14 protein-coding genes and 2 tRNA genes are annotated in these 14,559 nt (G+C 45.0%); 7 read left to right on the top strand and 9 right to left on the bottom strand.

Annotation, left to right across the window (positions count from 1 at the left end):
* Positions 1-12 precede the first annotated feature (12 nt).
* The 5 genes from LN893_RS13410 to LN893_RS13390 all read right to left on the bottom strand — a co-directional run bounded on the left by LN893_RS13410 (position 13) and on the right by LN893_RS13390 (position 5,075).
* Positions 13-531 carry an ankyrin repeat domain-containing protein gene (locus LN893_RS13410; RefSeq protein WP_229970861.1) on the bottom strand — a complete coding sequence of 173 codons (519 nt, stop codon included), beginning with the start codon at positions 529-531 and terminating at the stop codon, positions 13-15.
* 27 nt (positions 532-558) lie between these two features.
* Positions 559-1,791 (bottom strand): glutamyl-tRNA reductase, encoded by a 1,233-nt coding sequence (gene hemA / locus LN893_RS13405; RefSeq protein ID WP_229970859.1) that lies wholly within the window; start codon positions 1,789-1,791, stop codon positions 559-561.
* Positions 1,792-1,963: 172 nt separating this feature from the next.
* Positions 1,964-3,490 (bottom strand): catalase, encoded by a 1,527-nt coding sequence (locus LN893_RS13400; RefSeq protein WP_229970857.1) that lies wholly within the window; start codon positions 3,488-3,490, stop codon positions 1,964-1,966.
* Positions 3,491-3,738: 248 nt separating this feature from the next.
* Entirely contained in the window at positions 3,739-4,029 is a 291-nt protein-coding gene (locus LN893_RS13395) for a putative quinol monooxygenase (protein ID WP_229970855.1), read from the bottom strand.
* A gap of 269 nt (positions 4,030-4,298) precedes the next feature.
* A complete protein-coding gene (locus tag LN893_RS13390) occupies positions 4,299-5,075 on the bottom strand; it encodes an SAM hydrolase/SAM-dependent halogenase family protein (protein WP_229970853.1) in 777 nt (258 codons plus the stop codon).
* A 95-nt stretch (positions 5,076-5,170) separates the two neighbouring features.
* On the opposite strand from LN893_RS13390, the gene LN893_RS13385 reads away from it, so the two are divergent.
* From LN893_RS13385 to thiL, 4 genes are all read left to right on the top strand, one after another.
* On the top strand, positions 5,171-6,238 hold the full coding sequence (locus tag LN893_RS13385; RefSeq protein ID WP_229970851.1) for a PhoH family protein: 1,068 nt from the start codon (positions 5,171-5,173) through the stop codon (positions 6,236-6,238).
* A 166-nt stretch (positions 6,239-6,404) separates the two neighbouring features.
* Positions 6,405-6,833 (top strand): GNAT family N-acetyltransferase, encoded by a 429-nt coding sequence (locus LN893_RS13380; RefSeq protein WP_229970849.1) that lies wholly within the window; start codon positions 6,405-6,407, stop codon positions 6,831-6,833.
* Positions 6,833-8,950 (top strand): ComEC/Rec2 family competence protein, encoded by a 2,118-nt coding sequence (locus LN893_RS13375; RefSeq protein ID WP_229970847.1) that lies wholly within the window; start codon positions 6,833-6,835, stop codon positions 8,948-8,950. Before LN893_RS13380 ends, LN893_RS13375 begins: the two co-directional genes overlap by 1 nt.
* Positions 8,951-9,085: 135 nt before the next feature.
* Positions 9,086-10,111, top strand: a complete 1,026-nt coding sequence (gene thiL, locus LN893_RS13370) for a thiamine-phosphate kinase (RefSeq protein WP_229970845.1) — start codon at positions 9,086-9,088, stop codon at positions 10,109-10,111.
* 137 nt (positions 10,112-10,248) lie between these two features.
* Here thiL and LN893_RS13365 read toward each other — a convergent pair whose 3' ends face one another.
* Complete coding sequence (locus LN893_RS13365) at positions 10,249-10,617, bottom strand: hypothetical protein (RefSeq protein ID WP_229970842.1); 369 nt, start codon at positions 10,615-10,617, stop codon at positions 10,249-10,251.
* 128 nt (positions 10,618-10,745) lie between these two features.
* On the bottom strand, positions 10,746-12,155 hold the full coding sequence (rlmD, locus tag LN893_RS13360) for a 23S rRNA (uracil(1939)-C(5))-methyltransferase RlmD (protein WP_369427679.1): 1,410 nt from the start codon (positions 12,153-12,155) through the stop codon (positions 10,746-10,748).
* A gap of 160 nt (positions 12,156-12,315) precedes the next feature.
* Here rlmD and LN893_RS13355 point away from each other — a divergent pair, with 160 nt between their 5' ends.
* The gene (locus LN893_RS13355; protein WP_229970840.1) at positions 12,316-13,125 is read left to right on the top strand and encodes an SDR family oxidoreductase; all 810 of its coding nucleotides are present in this window, start codon (positions 12,316-12,318) and stop codon (positions 13,123-13,125) included.
* Positions 13,126-13,193: 68 nt separating this feature from the next.
* Here LN893_RS13355 and LN893_RS13350 read toward each other — a convergent pair whose 3' ends face one another.
* Positions 13,194-13,931: an SH3 domain-containing protein gene (locus tag LN893_RS13350; RefSeq protein WP_229970838.1), complete on the bottom strand. Its 738-nt coding sequence runs from the start codon at positions 13,929-13,931 to the stop codon at positions 13,194-13,196.
* Positions 13,932-14,000: 69 nt separating this feature from the next.
* On the opposite strand from LN893_RS13350, the gene LN893_RS13345 reads away from it, so the two are divergent.
* Both LN893_RS13345 and LN893_RS13340 read left to right on the top strand, forming a co-directional pair.
* Positions 14,001-14,073: transfer RNA gene (locus LN893_RS13345), tRNA-Lys, on the top strand.
* A gap of 154 nt (positions 14,074-14,227) precedes the next feature.
* A tRNA-Lys gene (locus LN893_RS13340) sits at positions 14,228-14,300 on the top strand.
* 34 nt (positions 14,301-14,334) lie between these two features.
* Here the strand turns inward: LN893_RS13340 and LN893_RS13335 are convergent.
* Positions 14,335-14,559, bottom strand: a 225-nt coding sequence (locus LN893_RS13335) for a hypothetical protein (protein WP_229970835.1), incomplete at its 5' end; no start/stop codon positions are given.

The following is a 14,559-nucleotide window of genomic DNA, read 5'->3' as shown; positions in this document are numbered from 1 at the left end:
AAAACAACATTGTTATTGTAGCAGTTTTATACCTTCCTGGTTCTGCTGCTGTTTAGCAAGGTCCAGGGCGGTAAGGCCTCTTTGGTCTTTTACAGTTTTATCGGCTCCATTCTGAAGCAGCACTTTTATCACCTCGTTTCTTCCAAACATAGAAGCCATCATCAAAGCCGTTCCGCCGTTTCCATTTTGTACGTCAGCGTTTGCTCCATTTTTTAGAAGCAGCTCGGCCAGCGCTGGGTTACCTTTGAAAGCAGTTCCCATCAGAGCAGTGTTACCTGTTTTGTCTTGGTGATTCACATCTGCACCAGCCTCTATCAGAAGCTTAGCTGCCTCAGCCTGGCCGTTGTATACAGCTATAATAAGCGGTGTAAAGCCTTTTTGGTCCTGCGCGTTAACTTCTGCTTTGTTTTGCAACATTTGCTTTATGGTGGCTACATCACCTGTTCTGGCGGCTGCAGTTAAGTCTGGTGCCTGCGCATAAAGGGCGGCTGGTATCAGAACAAAAAAAAGATTGAAGAATATAGATTTCATGGATGAAGAATAAATAGTATATATAATTTATGATAACTGGAATAATTGGTTCAGAGAGTGCAGAAGCACCTGGCGCGAATCTCCCTCTGCTGTTCTTAGAGCACCTGCAGGTCTGCGGATAAGCCTATTTAATGTTGCTTTTGCTAACTTAGTGGCAGCATCCGTTTCCTGTAGGTTTGTATGTTTTTGCAGCTCGTTTTCTAGCACCGTCGCAAATAATGCTTTCAATTCGCCAATGCTTTCGTAGATAGGCAGATCCTGTAACCAGTCGGCAAAAAGTGCTGTTTCCTCCTCTACAATCCGCTCCACATCTTTCATAGATTCCGTTCGTGCTTTTCTCACAGCCTCTGTTTTGCTGGTAATCTGGTCCATGTTAATAAGCGTGGTGTGAGGCATAAACTCGGCTTCGGGTGCTATGCTGAGGGGCACAGAAAGATCTATCAGCACACGCTTATATCCTTTTCCGTAGGGGCCTAACTGCGCGGCAGTCAGCTGTTCTCCCGCACTTACACAGGAAATAATAACATCGTACTGGTTCAGGTCTGATAGCCGCTCAGCAAAAGGTATAAAGCTCAACTGTAGCTTTTCTGCCAGCTGCATCGCTTTTTCATCTGTTCGGTTTGTTAGTGTTATGTTTTTAAAACCAAAGGATACAGCATATTTAGCCACATCGGTACCCATTTGTCCTGTACCGATAATCAGCATACGCTTTTGATCAAACTCTTTACGGGGGATAAAGTCAGTTACTCTTTCCAATGCGGCATAGCCTATAGAGGTAGCGCCAGAGCGGAAATCTGTTTCGTTGTGTACCCGCTTATGCGAACGGAACAGCGTCTGGAGTGCTTGGTGTAGTTGCGCTGAGCCAAGGTTTAAGTCTTTTGTAAGTTGGTAGCTTGCCTTAAACTGACCGATAATTTGCCTGTCGCCCATAACCTGCGACCTTAAGCCCAGGCCAACCTGCAGTAAGTAGCGAAGCGTGTCCTGGCTTTGGGTATAATGCTTAAACAGCGGAGTATAAGCCTCTTTAGCTGTAATGTTTTTAAACTGAAGCAGTTCGTCCTGAACAACCTTTGCAGGAGTGTTAGCAGATTCGTAGTAAACCTCTGTGCGGTTGCAGGTAGTTACCACCATCACGCCTTCTGCTAAGCCTTTGCTTTTTAAACTGTTCATAAACTCCGCAGCCTCCTCTTTGCTTAGCTGCAGCGCCTGCCGCCACTCTAAAGTTGCCATTTCATGCGAAAGAGAAATTGCCTGGAGCATATTTATTTTGATTTGCTTGTTGATGTACTTGAAGGATTTGATGACTGCGTTAACTAGTGCAGCAATGTTAAAAACCCACCTCTGCCCCTCCTAAGAGGGAGGAATTGCTAAAGAGTTAAATGTTCTCTCTTCGAAGGGGCAGGAGTAGGCTACATTATCAGGGAATAAATGTTTATTTGGCGGCTACTAAAGCTACTACCTCGTTTCTGTTCAGCTTCAGCGCTTTGATCAGGCGGTTGCCATAGTCAGCGTCGGCCTGATAGAAGTAGCTCACCATTTTGTTCACTACCTCTTTGTTCTTCACCTGTCCTAAGTCTCCAACCAGGTTGCTGATCAGGTGCTCTTTCTCAACTTTAGAAAGGGAACGGTATAAGTCGCCTGCCTGCTTAAAGTTGTTCTGCTTGCTGATCACTCGCTGCATTGTCTCCTCATCAATTTTGCGGGTAGAGTAGTTGTATTGGTTATCATCCACAAAAGTTGGCTGCGTAGCACTTGGCTGATAGTTCACATCAGACTTTGTTCCACGGCTACTTGCAACACCATTTTGGTTGAAGTTATTTACATCTACCAGTGGCGCATTAACAGGTATGCGCTGGAAGTTGCCACCCAAACGGTAGCGCTGGGTATCCATGTAAGAGAATACACGGCCCTGCAGCAATTTGTCTTCAGACGGCTCTATGCCTGGTACCAATGTGGCAGGAGCAAAGGCAGCCTGTTCTACTGTCTCAAAGAAATTGTCAGGTACTCTGTTCAGCGTCATTTTACCGATAGCCATACTTGGGGCAATTTCTTCAGGCCAGATTTTGGTAGGGTCCAGTGGATTAAAGTCGAACTTGTCCAGGTCTTCAGGCTTGATCATCTGTACAGAAAGTTCCCAAGAAGGGAAGTTACCTTTGTTGATGTTCTCGTAAAGGTCTGCTGTGGCGTGGGAATGATCTTTCGCCTGCATCTGCGCAGCTTCTTCAGCAGAGAAACTCTTCACACCTTGCTGCGATGTCCACTTATATTTTACATAAGTTACTTCGCCTTTTGCGTTTATCCACTTAAAAGCGTGTACCCCAAATCCGTCTATTTGTCTTAGGTTTGCTGGAGTGCCTAAATCCTGATACAGGTAAGTGAACATGTTTGTAGCCTCTGGCACGTTTGCAAAAAAGTCAAACACACGGTTCGCATCCTGCTTGTTGTAAATTGGCGATGGCTTGAAAGCATGTACCATATCAGGGAACTTGATGGCATCGCGGATAAAGAACACTGGCAGGTTATTGCCAACTAAGTCGTAGTTACCCTGGTCAGTGTAAAACTTCACGGCAAATCCACGTGGGTCGCGAAGCGTTTCTGGTGAGCCTTGCTCGTGTACTACCGTTGAGATGCGGGTAAACACAGGCGTTTTCTTTCCTATGCTGCTGAAAAGCGATGCCTTGGTATACTTAGAGAAGTCGCCGTAGCTTTCGAACTCACCGTGAGCCCCAACGCCGCGGGCATGCACCACACGTTCTGGAATACGCTCACGGTCGAATGTGGCCAGCTTTTCAATTAGGTGTACGTCCTCTAGCAGCACAGGACCATTTTCGCCTGCTGTTTTAGAACTTTGGTTGTTCCCTACGGGAGCTCCAGTGTTAGTGGTTAGCGGTTTTTGTTGTGCAAAGGCAAATTGCCCGCTCGCAACAATGGCTAATAGTAGAAGTGTTTTTCTTAACATATATTTATATATGATGATTTGACTTCTACAAAGTTGCAGGAGGGAGTGTTATCAATCAAATTGATTAATTATATGATGTTATAGATTTTATCTATAACATCATATAAGTGATTAAGGATGAAACAGGTGTGGGAGGGGGTAAGGGATAGGTAGTGGGGAAATATTTTATAAAGTTTTACTCAGGCTGCTTGAAAGGGGGAGCGGAAATTTGGTTCAGGACTAGAGAAATATAGGGAGCAATTAACTTTCTACATTTCTACCTTCTGCAACGACCATGCTTGTGGCTTATCAGCAAAAAGTGCTTTGGTGGCAGGCCACACTGAGCCAAAAAGTTCTGACTGGCGGTATTTGTTCAGGTGTTCTTCAGAGTCCCAGAGGCTGTAGGTGCTGTATACATTAGGCTGGTTTACATCCTGCAGCAGTTCTACATGGTTGCAACCCTCAAAAGCACGAATCTTATCTCTGGAGTTGCGGAATATCTCAAGAAAATCCGCAACCTTCTCTTCCTGAAAAGTCATCCTGACAATGCGTATGATCATAATTTAATTTGGTTGGAAGGATTTAGAAGATTAGAGACTTGATAATGAACTCTTTGGCCTCTACACTTCCCGTTGTTGTGTCTTTTGGCCAACAACTTTGGTAGCTTAAGTAAAGAAAACGCAGACTTGGTTGTTGGTGAGAACACACAACAACGACAGCAGTATTTCCGAAATCAGTAAGGAAACATCCATGCTACTAACGTAAATTTAGGAATATGTACATTCCCTCATTTCCGAATTTTCAAATCAGCACATCTCCAAATTCAAAATTAACTACCTGGATAAAAACGGATGTCAACTTGGGAGTCGAAGCCCAAGCCTAGGAGTTCGGCGGCATGGCCTTTGTTGATACCGATGCATAGCAAGCCTTGGCTATTGAAGATGCAGCAGCAGTCACCTGGATCGACTTGGTTATAGTTCGAGAAGATGCGCCCAACGGTTTCGCGGGCAAAATGAATGGTGAAGGTACGGCCATGCGCTATTGTTTCCACGCTATCGCGGGTAATGTCGGTGATTAGGTTGCCGTAGCGGTCTACGTGTATCACGTGTCCTGAAATGGAATGGTCGTTCAGGCGCAGTTGGCGGTTGAGCAACTGCCTGAAATCGTAGGTTTTTTCGCCGAGCACCTCTATGTCGCCTCCCTTTGCTAAGTATGCCGCAGCAGGTGCCAGTAAGTCTTTAGCAGGAAAAGGCATCAGCGGAAAATCAGTGTTCAGTTCTACCACTACCTCTGGCTTTCCTTCGGTTATAAGCGAGAGCAGCCCATTATCAGCCAAAACAAAATAATGCCCCTTATACTTTGCTGCATGGTATTTGCCTTGTTTATTACCGTGCGTATCAACAGCAATAATATGGACGGTGCCCTCAGGAAACTCCCGATAAACCGATCCGAACACAAACTCGGCATGTGCTATGTTGTAAGGGTCTATTGCATGAGAAATATCTACCACCTGTAGCTCAGGTGCTTGTGAAATAATTTTGGCTTTAACAGCAGCCACGTAGTGGTCGTTGTACCCAAAGTCAGATAGAAACGTAATTACAGCCATAGCACGAACTATAATTTGAAGATTTTTGTATTGATATTAGTCAAAAGTAGTTAATTTAAAGTAATATTACCAACAGACTATATAACCGAAAGCATTTGGTAGAGAAAGTAATAACATTAGAGAATATTTCTCTTATTGATTTTCTGGGGACAGAGAATCAAAACATAAAGCAACTGGCAGCTGCTTTTCCAAGCAGCAAGATTATATCTAGGGGAAATGAAATCAAAATTCAGGGCCAAACTCCTGAGATAACTAAAATACACGAGATTCTTTCTTCATTAATTGATCATTACCACAAGTTTGGAAAAATAACGCATAATAGCGTAAATAGATACCTTTCTTTAGATCAGATGGCAGAAGAGGAGGCTATCACCACTGCTCCTGATGTGATTGTGTACGGTAGCAAGGGAGGGGTGATCAAAGCCAAAACGCCTAACCAGAAGAAGCTGGTGGAGGCTGTGGAAAAGAATGACCTGGTGTTTGCACTAGGGCCCGCTGGTACAGGTAAAACCTTTATATCGGTTGCGTTAGCTGTGCGTGCGCTCAAAAATAAAGAAGTAAAGAAAATCATTATTTCCCGACCAGTGGTAGAGGCAGGTGAGAACCTTGGCTTTTTACCTGGAGATATGAAAGATAAGGTAGACCCTTATCTGCGCCCGATTTACGATGCGTTGGAAGATATGATTCCAGCTGAAAAGCTGAAGTATTACCAGGAGAATAAGATTATAGAGATAGCGCCTTTGGCGTATATGCGTGGTCGTACTCTGAGCAATGCTTTTGTACTCCTGGATGAGGCTCAAAACACAACGCCAGCGCAGATTAAGATGTTTTTGACGCGTATGGGACCTACATCCAAAGTGATGATCAACGGCGACCGTTCGCAGATAGACTTACCGCGCAACCAGCGCTCGGGCTTGATAGATGCACTTAACACGCTGCGCGACATTAAAGGCATTGGCTTTGTGGAAATGAAGGCTGAGGATGTGATGCGCCACCGTCTGGTGAAAGACATAGTGGATGCCTACACTAAAGCCGATGAAGAACGCCAGGCTGCCAAAGAAGCCGCAATTGCTTCTGGCGAAGAGCCAAGAAAAGAATATAATTCACGACGCAACAGCAGAGGTAGTTCATCTAGGCCAAGCGAGGCAGAAGCCGCTGAATAAAGGTTTTCGACACACGTATCACGTAGCAAGATACACGATTTGTTGTGGGTATGTTTGTAGAGATATTGAAAAAGCAGCACAGCAGTTGGAACTGTTGTGCTGCTTTTGTGTTAGGAGGAAATGCTGTGGCATAACAGGCAAAGTATACTTTTTATACTTTTGTGGCATGATAGAACTGAAGAGAATAAATAACGAGCAGGATCAGAAACTTGCTTTTGGCATACGGGAGCAGGTGTTTGTAGTGGAGCAAAATGTGCCACGCTATGCGGAGTACGACGAGCACGAGCCTGTGGCCAAACATTACCTGGCAACTTATGAAGGCGTACCCTGCGGAGCTGCTCGCTGGCGCACCACCGAAAAAGGTGTCAAACTAGAACGGTTTGCGGTACTGAAAGAGTATCGGAATAAGAACGTTGGAGCCAAGGTACTGGAGGCGGTGTTAGAGGATGTGCAGCAAGATTATCCACAGAAAAAGATTTACCTGCATGCCCAACTGCCTGCGGTAAACTTTTACAAGCGCCATGGTTTTGAGCCAGAAGGCGATATGTTTGTTGAGTGTGATATCAAACACTACAAGATGGTGTATAAAGGCTGATGCTACGGTGGGCTCCTTTCCCTATTGTACGCATTGTGCTTTGTTTTATTGTAGGTATAGTCATGTACTTGCACTGGGGCAGTATATTCAGGTATGTACCTGAATATACTGCCTTTTTTATTACGGCTTTCTTGGTCGCGGCTATACTTGCTAACAGATATAAAACTGCGGTAGCTGTTAATGTGGCTGGTATAGTTGGCTTACTTTCCTTCTTCTCTCTAGGAGCTTTTATAACCGAGTACAGAACAGAAAACCAGCAGCCACAGCATCTGAATAACTTAACTGATGCGCCCACGCATTATGTAGGTGTGGTAGCCGACTATGTGCTGCAAAAGTCGAGTTACCAGACCACGGTGCTGGAAGTGCAACAGGTAAAGCTACAGGGCAAATGGCAAAAAGCAGCAGGTCGCGTACAGTTGTCGGTGCCGCACGATTCGGAGCTGGAATATGAGTTGAGTTATGGCGATGTGCTCCTGGTAAAAGGGGCACCACAAGAGGTGGCTCCACCTGCCAATCCGAATCAGTTTAACTATAAGCAGTACCTGGCGAGCAAACATATTCACCACCGCCACTACCTGCAGTCATTTCAGTATCAAAAAATAGTTTCTGATCCTCCAAACACAATCCTGTACTATAGCATCCAACTTCGGCGGAAACTGGATGCACTGCTAAAAGCAAATGTGGCGGAACAGCGGGAGTATAGTATTGCTTCGGCACTCATCCTCGGAGTGAAGGACGAACTGGATAACAGCATCCGGAGTGCTTATGCCAGTACGGGTACAATGCATGTGCTGGCGGTGTCGGGGCTGCACGTAGGGCTAATTTACGGTGTGCTTATGTTCTTTCTTGGCAGGCTTGGGAAGGGGAAGAAGCAACGCGTTCTCTCGGCAATACTTGTGCTAAGTTTGCTGTGGCTTTATGCCTTTATAACAGGTTTGTCGCCTTCTGTGATGCGGGCTGTACTCATGCTAAGCTTGGTAACTGTTGGTACAGCTTTCAGTCGCCGTGCTAATATTTACAACACTATTGCTTTTGCAGCTTTAGTACTGCTTTTCTACGATCCCTACAGTTTGCTTGATGTTGGTTTTCAGCTTTCGTTTTTGGCTGTGCTGGGCATTGTGTACCTGCAGCCGCGGTTTTATAAACTGTTGAATGTGGATAACTGGCTGCTGGACAAAATTTGGGGTTTGTTTACTGTAGCTGTTGCGGCACAACTTGCTACATTGCCGCTGGGCTTACTATACTTTCACCAGTTCCCGACCTATTTCTGGTTTGCTAATTTGGTTGTGGTGCCGCTGGCTACTTTGGTGCTGTACAGTGGCGTAATAGCCATTGCTTTTAGTTGGGTGCCAGGTATAAGTTGGCTGTTGTTCAAAGTTCATTTTGGCTTTACCGGGGGGATGAACTGGATCAATCTGGCTATCCAGAAACTGCCGTTGGCGCTTATCAATGGCATCGACATAACAAGAGTGCAGGCGGTGCTACTATATACTTTTCTGCTTGCCCTTATCTTGTTTTTAGCGGTTAAAAAGCTTCGCTATTTAAGTATAGCTGTGGCTATTGTGTCAGTTTTGTCGGTGCAGCAGATTAGGGAAACAGTGCAGCAGCAACATCAGAGGACATTAACAGTTTACAGTTTACGCGGAAGTACTGCATTAGCCTTTATGGAAGGGCAAGAGGCAGTGCTGTTAACCGATAGTGTGCTGTGGCAGGATTCGGATAACTATAGCTTTAATGTGCAGCCGCACCTGTGGTACAAAGGTATTCAGCAACCGCAATGGCAAGTGCTGCACAATTCAATAACTAACTCAAAAATAAACCATGCCTTGCTGCCCGACAGCAATAGCCTGTATGTGTGGCAGCAGAAACGTTTGCTCGTGCTGCAAAAGCCTTTACAGATAGAAGCTCCCACGCCGTTGCACTTGGATTATGTGCTGCTGACAAGCAATGTAAAAGTAAAGCCTGAGGAGCTACAGCAGTTTAAGGCTAAGCTCTTGTTGCTGGATGCCTCCAATAGTCCCTGGTATCGGGAGCGGATGCATCAGCAGCTAGACAACCTGGGAATTGCTTACTATGATGTGGCTGAAAAAGGTGCTTTTGTAGAGGAGCTGCGTTAGTGCTTATACTTCTGAAACTGTTCTAAATTCAATTATGTCGCGGGTTTTAAGTCGCGATACGTGTGGTGCAAACTATATTTATTCGCAATTCGTGCTTAAGTCTCGTACTTTTGTAAGTATAACAACGAAACGACTATGAGCAATTTTACGCCACTTAGCGAAGTAGGTGAGTTTGGCCTGATCAAGCTTATCAACGAGAAAATAGAACTACGTCAAAAATCAACTATAAAAGGTATTGGTGACGATGCCGCAGTGATAGAGCCAAGTGAGAAGCAACTGGTAGTGTCGAGCGATATGCTGTTGGAAGGAGTGCATTTTGACCTCTCTTTCTGCCCTCTGAAGCACCTGGGCTACAAGGCTGTGGCCGTAAACGTATCTGACATTGCGGCTATGAATGCCACGCCTACACAAATTACGGTAAATATAGCCTTAAGCGCCCGCTTTACCGTGGAGGCTGTGGATGAACTATATGAAGGTATTAAGCTAGCTTGCGAGAACTATAAAGTTGATTTGGTTGGTGGTGATACAACGTCCTCCAGGTCAGGATTAGTGATTAGTGTAACAGCTATAGGTGAGGTTGCTAAAGGAGAAGCCGTACTTCGGAGCGGTGCCCAGGTAAACGATCTTATCTGCGTAACTGGCGATTTGGGAGGAGCTTACCTTGGTTTACAGATTCTGGAGAGGGAAAAGCAAGCTTACTTAGCGAATCCTGAAATGCAGCCAGAGCTGGAAGGGAAAGATTATATTGTTGGTCGCCAGCTTAGGCCAGAGGCACGCATGGATGTGATTCACGACATGAAAGAGTTAGGCATCAAACCAACTGCTATGATCGATGTTTCAGATGGCCTGGCTTCAGAACTTTTTCATATCTGTAAGCAATCTGGCGTAGGGGCAACGGTTTATAAAGATAACCTACCAACAGACCAGCAGATGCTGGAAACTGCACTAGAGTTTAATCTGGACCCGATTACCTGCATGATGAACGGTGGCGAAGATTATGAACTGTTGTTCACGGTGCCGCTGTCAGATCATGAGAAGGTAAAGAACCACCCTGAAATCAGCATTATAGGTAAGATAACAGAAGCCAGCGAAGGTATAAATCTAGCTAACAAGCACGGGCAGTCTTTTCCGTTACAGGCGCAAGGCTGGGCACATTTTTAGCCGTTAGATATCTGATACAAGATTTTAGACTTTTAATTAACAGAAAGAGGCTATCCTACAATTTGGACAGCCTCTTTCTGTTTAATCATTTAATTAACTTAGTTGGGTCTTAAAGTCTAGAATCTAATGTCTAACTTCTAGTCTTCTGGATAAGGTATAAAGACAAAATTCTGAAAGTCGCTGTCTACTACAAAGAGGCAGCAGAATTCGTCTGCATCTTTGTAGGCAGCGATGAAATCCTCTTTCTTATCTTCCATCACCAAGTTACGCTGCATAAAATCTTCAAGGTAAGAGGCGTTAACATGCCACTCCAGCGCCAGGTCTTCCTTAGCCAATAAAAGTGAGCCTACAGGCACATGGGTGCGTGTGAAAACAAATATCGGGTAATCAGATATCTTGCGCTTGCGCACCTGGTAAGATGCTTCTTTCAGTGTCTCAGCTACTACCACAAAATCCTTTGAGATGGTGCCGAGGTACTTGCCATTTAATTCAGGATCGTTTTCCATACTTTTTTAGGACGTTAGATGCTAGATAATAGATGTTAGACTTTTTAGTTTACGGTCTATCAATTTTGAAGAAGTCCCTGAAGCTCTTTAGGGCCAAAATCTAATATCTAAATACTAATGTCTAAAATCTATCTAGCTGTTAACAATACAATATTCTCTACGTGGTGCGTCTGCGGGAACATGTCTACAGGTTGCACGCGGGCTACATCATACTTTTCTGAAAGCAGTTCCAGGTCGCGGGCCTGTGTGGCTGGGTTACAGCTTACGTACACAATGCGATCGGGGTGTACCTGCAGCAGCTTTTCTACTACATCCTGGTGCATACCTGCACGAGGCGGGTCAGTAATCACCACATCTGGTTTGCCATGCCGCGCGATCAACTCATCCGAAAGAATGTCTTTCATATCACCCGCATAAAACGTGGTGTTGGTAATATCGTTGATCTGCGAGTTGATTTTGGCGTCTTCGATGGCACTTGGCACATACTCTATGCCAATCACCTCCTTGCACTGCTTGGCCACAAAATTAGCGATGGTACCTGCACCTGTGTAAAGGTCATACACCAGCTCGTTACCTGTTAGGTTAGCAAGCTCGCGGGTAAGGCGGTATAGCTCATAGGCCTGCTTCGCGTTGGTCTGGTAAAAAGACTTCGGCCCTACACGGAAGCGGATACCTTCCATCTCCTCGTGTATGTACGGTAGGCCTTTGTACGTAACTACCTCCAAGTCATGGAAAGTCTCGTTACCTTTTGGGTTCACCACATATTGCAGCGAAGAAATCTCAGGGAATCTTTCAGCCAGGAGGTCCAGTATACCTGTTATCGCTTCCTGGTCGTCGTATTTCACCTGCAGAATCACCATCAGTTCGCCTGTGTTGGCAGTACGAACAATCAGGTTGCGTAGCAGACCTTCCTGCTTCATCACATCGTAAAACGGCAGCCCGTGCTCTCGTGCATACTCCCTTACGGTTAAACGAATAGCATTGCTCGGGTCGGGCTGCAGATAGCAGTGCTCAATGTCCAGGATCTTATCAAAACGGCCAGGGATGTGGAAGCCAAGGGCATTACGCTCAAACTCCTCGCCAGATTGTATCTGCTCTTTCGTAAGCCAGCCGTTATTGGAAAAAGTAAACTCCAGCTTGTTGCGATAATACTTATCTTTCTCAGAACCAAGTATGGGGTCGAACTCAGGAAGCGGTATCTTGCCAATCCGCTCCAGGTTATCCTTCACCTGCTTCTGCTTATAATATAGTTGTGTGTCGTAGCCGATGTGTTGCCACTTGCAGCCGCCGCAAACCCCGAAGTGCTCGCAGAAAGGCTGTACCCGCAGCTCGGAGTAGGCATGAAAGTTCACGGCCTCTGCCTCCAGAAAGCTTTTCTTTTTACGGATAATACGCAGGTCAACCACATCGCCAGGAGCCACGCCCCCCACAAATATGACCATGTTGTTATGGCGCGCCAGGCATTTGCCTTCTGCCACCATCTCTTCTATCTTAACGTTTTCGAGAATCTCGAACTTCTTTTTATGCTTATTTCTCACGATGCTGCAAAATTAAGCAAAATTTGGGAGAAGAGTAGTTTCCGCTGAATTGTAGTACAGTATGTTAATGCTTTTGTTGCCGTAACGGATGTTATACCAGCATCTCATCTTAAACAATTAATACTTAGCTTTGCGCAGATAAAAGGCGTAGTATTTCATCATGAAAAATAAAGTAGTTCTTATTACAGGAGGCACATCAGGTATAGGCAAGGCATTGGCTTTTTCGTTTGGCAGGGCGGGAGCGAAGGTGGCTTTTTCAGGGCGTAAGCAAGAAGGGTTGCAGCAAACAGCAGCGGAACTAACAGCAGCAGGTATAGATAATTTGCCTGTGCAGGCTGATGTGAGTGTAGAAGAGCAGTGTCAGCAAATGGTGGAGCAAACGGTAGCTAAGTATGGCAAACTGGATGTGCTTATCAACAATGCTGGTATCTCTATGCGTGCGATGTTTGAGGATCTGGATTTGAATGTGCTCCGCAAACTGATGGATACAAACTTCTGGGGAACTGTGTATACCACAAAGTTTGCACTGCCTTACATCAAGGCTGTTAAGGGTTCTATAGTGGGTGTTTCGTCTATAGCTGGCTATCGTGGTTTGCCAGCCCGTACAGGTTATTCGGCCTCTAAATTTGCCATGCACGGGTTCCTGGAGACGCTCCGCACGGAGTTACTGCACTCGGGTGTGCATGTGTTGCTGGCTTGTCCTGGGTTTACGGCTTCTAACATTAGAAACACAGCACTGGCGGCCAACGGACAGCAGCAGGGCGAAACACCGCGTGAGGAAGGAAAAATGATGAGTGCTGAAGAAGTAGCCGATCGTATTCTGCAAGCTACCATAAAACGCAAACGCGACCTGGTGATGACAACTCAAGGCAAGATGGCGGTGTGGGTAAATAAACTTTTCCCAAGCCTGGCCGATAAGCTCGTGTACAACGTGATGGCAAAAGAGAAGGACTCGCCGCTGAAAAAATAGTTGTTCGTTAAGCGTTATTCGTTGCTCGCATATCACTTTTGCGATTAACGAATAACGATACACGACCATCACGGCAGCTCCAGCAGGTTCTGCTTTCTGATATACGCCCTTTTGCCTTTCCAGCGGATCTCGTACCAAATGTCTTGCTCACCTGTAATGGGCACTTTGTGGCCTTGCGAAACAGTAGCTAACCAGGAGGCCCCTGCGGAAGGAGCCGACATAATGGCTACATGATTGTTTTTAATGATGCCTGCATCGCCGAGGTTCAGGAAGTTGATGTAGTACAATATAAAAAGCAGGTAGACTACAAACCCAATCTTGAAAGCTTGGGAGAATCTGTGGCCGTTGCGCCATCTCACAAACATTGCTGTAACCGTAATAACGGCAATCAGCAGCATTACCTCCAAAATACGCATGTAATGCTTGTTGAATTGGGTTTTGAAAAACTGGATGTCATTGTACTCATAGCCGCTTAAGCGATGCACTACAGCCAATTCTTCCATCTTTTTCAACACAGAGCGGCTTGGTTCTTTTGTATAAAACAAGTGCAGGTAGTACATAGCTCCTGTATAATCCCGCAGGCCCTCCCGAATATAAGCCATTTTAAGCAGCATCTGGGGGGAATAAACCTGCTCTTTTTCCAGGATATTCTCGTATAGTTCGAATGCCTGCGTGTAATGCTGGTTTTGAAACAAAGAATCTGCTGAAAAAAGTGTTTTGTTATCTACTTGTGAATAAGCAGGTTTTGAGAAGAGTGCCAAAAAAATAAATAAAAGGGCAGATATTTTGAACCAAAGGTTTTGCATTTAAAAACTAAGCTGTTACTTTTGCATCGCAATTAAGGGAAACGCCCTTGAGAATGCAAGTTACTAAAAGATTCTGTAGCTCAGCTGGTAGAGCAATACACTTTTAATGTATGGGTCCTGGGTTCGAATCCCAGCGGGATCACAATGAGAGCTTAAGCCTTTTCAAAAAGAGAAGGCTTTTTCTTTCTCTTTCAGTAAAACAAGTGCTGGAAAATAAGCTGAATTTTATTTTGGAAATTTAAATTTTGCTCTTACTTTTGCACTCCCAAATAAGGGAATAATTGGTAACTAATAATGATTCTGTAGCTCAGCTGGTAGAGCAATACACTTTTAATGTATGGGTCCTGGGTTCGAATCCCAGCGGGATCACACCACTCAAAACGAGTAAAAACAAAGAGCCTGTTTACGCAACGTAGACAGGCTCTTTTGTTTTTAACCTTCCCTGTTTGCAACCTAAATCATATGTTTCTCTGCTAATAAAGTTGAATTCTTTCGGTGAAAGCCTTCCCTCATTGTATCTACATTGTTCAGCTGTAGCATTACTTCTTCTTACAATCTTCCCTTGCCTTTGGAACTGTAACCAAATGTAGTTGTGGTTCACAATGTATGATGTTTGCATTTTTGTTTG

The sequence above is a fragment of the Pontibacter harenae genome (assembly GCF_020907245.1).
GTDB lineage: Bacteria > Bacteroidota > Bacteroidia > Cytophagales > Hymenobacteraceae > Pontibacter > Pontibacter harenae.
This window is presented reverse-complemented; position numbering and strand designations above follow the sequence as displayed.

Excerpts from the sequence above, each read along its gene's own strand:
- LN893_RS13380 (WP_229970849.1), top strand. The coding sequence starts at position 6,405 with ATGATAGAACTGAAGAGAATAAATAACGAGCAGGATCAGAAACTTGCT.
- hemA (WP_229970859.1), bottom strand. The coding sequence starts at position 1,791 with ATGCTCCAGGCAATTTCTCTTTCGCATGAAATGGCAACTTTAGAGTGG.
- LN893_RS13365 (WP_229970842.1), bottom strand. The coding sequence starts at position 10,617 with ATGGAAAACGATCCTGAATTAAATGGCAAGTACCTCGGCACCATCTCA.
- LN893_RS13355 (WP_229970840.1), top strand. The coding sequence starts at position 12,316 with ATGAAAAATAAAGTAGTTCTTATTACAGGAGGCACATCAGGTATAGGC.
- thiL (WP_229970845.1), top strand. The coding sequence starts at position 9,086 with ATGAGCAATTTTACGCCACTTAGCGAAGTAGGTGAGTTTGGCCTGATC.
- LN893_RS13395 (WP_229970855.1), bottom strand. The coding sequence starts at position 4,029 with ATGATCATACGCATTGTCAGGATGACTTTTCAGGAAGAGAAGGTTGCG.
- LN893_RS13400 (WP_229970857.1), bottom strand. The coding sequence starts at position 3,490 with ATGTTAAGAAAAACACTTCTACTATTAGCCATTGTTGCGAGCGGGCAA.
- LN893_RS13350 (WP_229970838.1), bottom strand. The coding sequence starts at position 13,931 with ATGCAAAACCTTTGGTTCAAAATATCTGCCCTTTTATTTATTTTTTTG.
- LN893_RS13410 (WP_229970861.1), bottom strand. The coding sequence starts at position 531 with ATGAAATCTATATTCTTCAATCTTTTTTTTGTTCTGATACCAGCCGCC.
- LN893_RS13390 (WP_229970853.1), bottom strand. The coding sequence starts at position 5,075 with ATGGCTGTAATTACGTTTCTATCTGACTTTGGGTACAACGACCACTAC.
- LN893_RS13375 (WP_229970847.1), top strand. The coding sequence starts at position 6,833 with ATGCTACGGTGGGCTCCTTTCCCTATTGTACGCATTGTGCTTTGTTTT.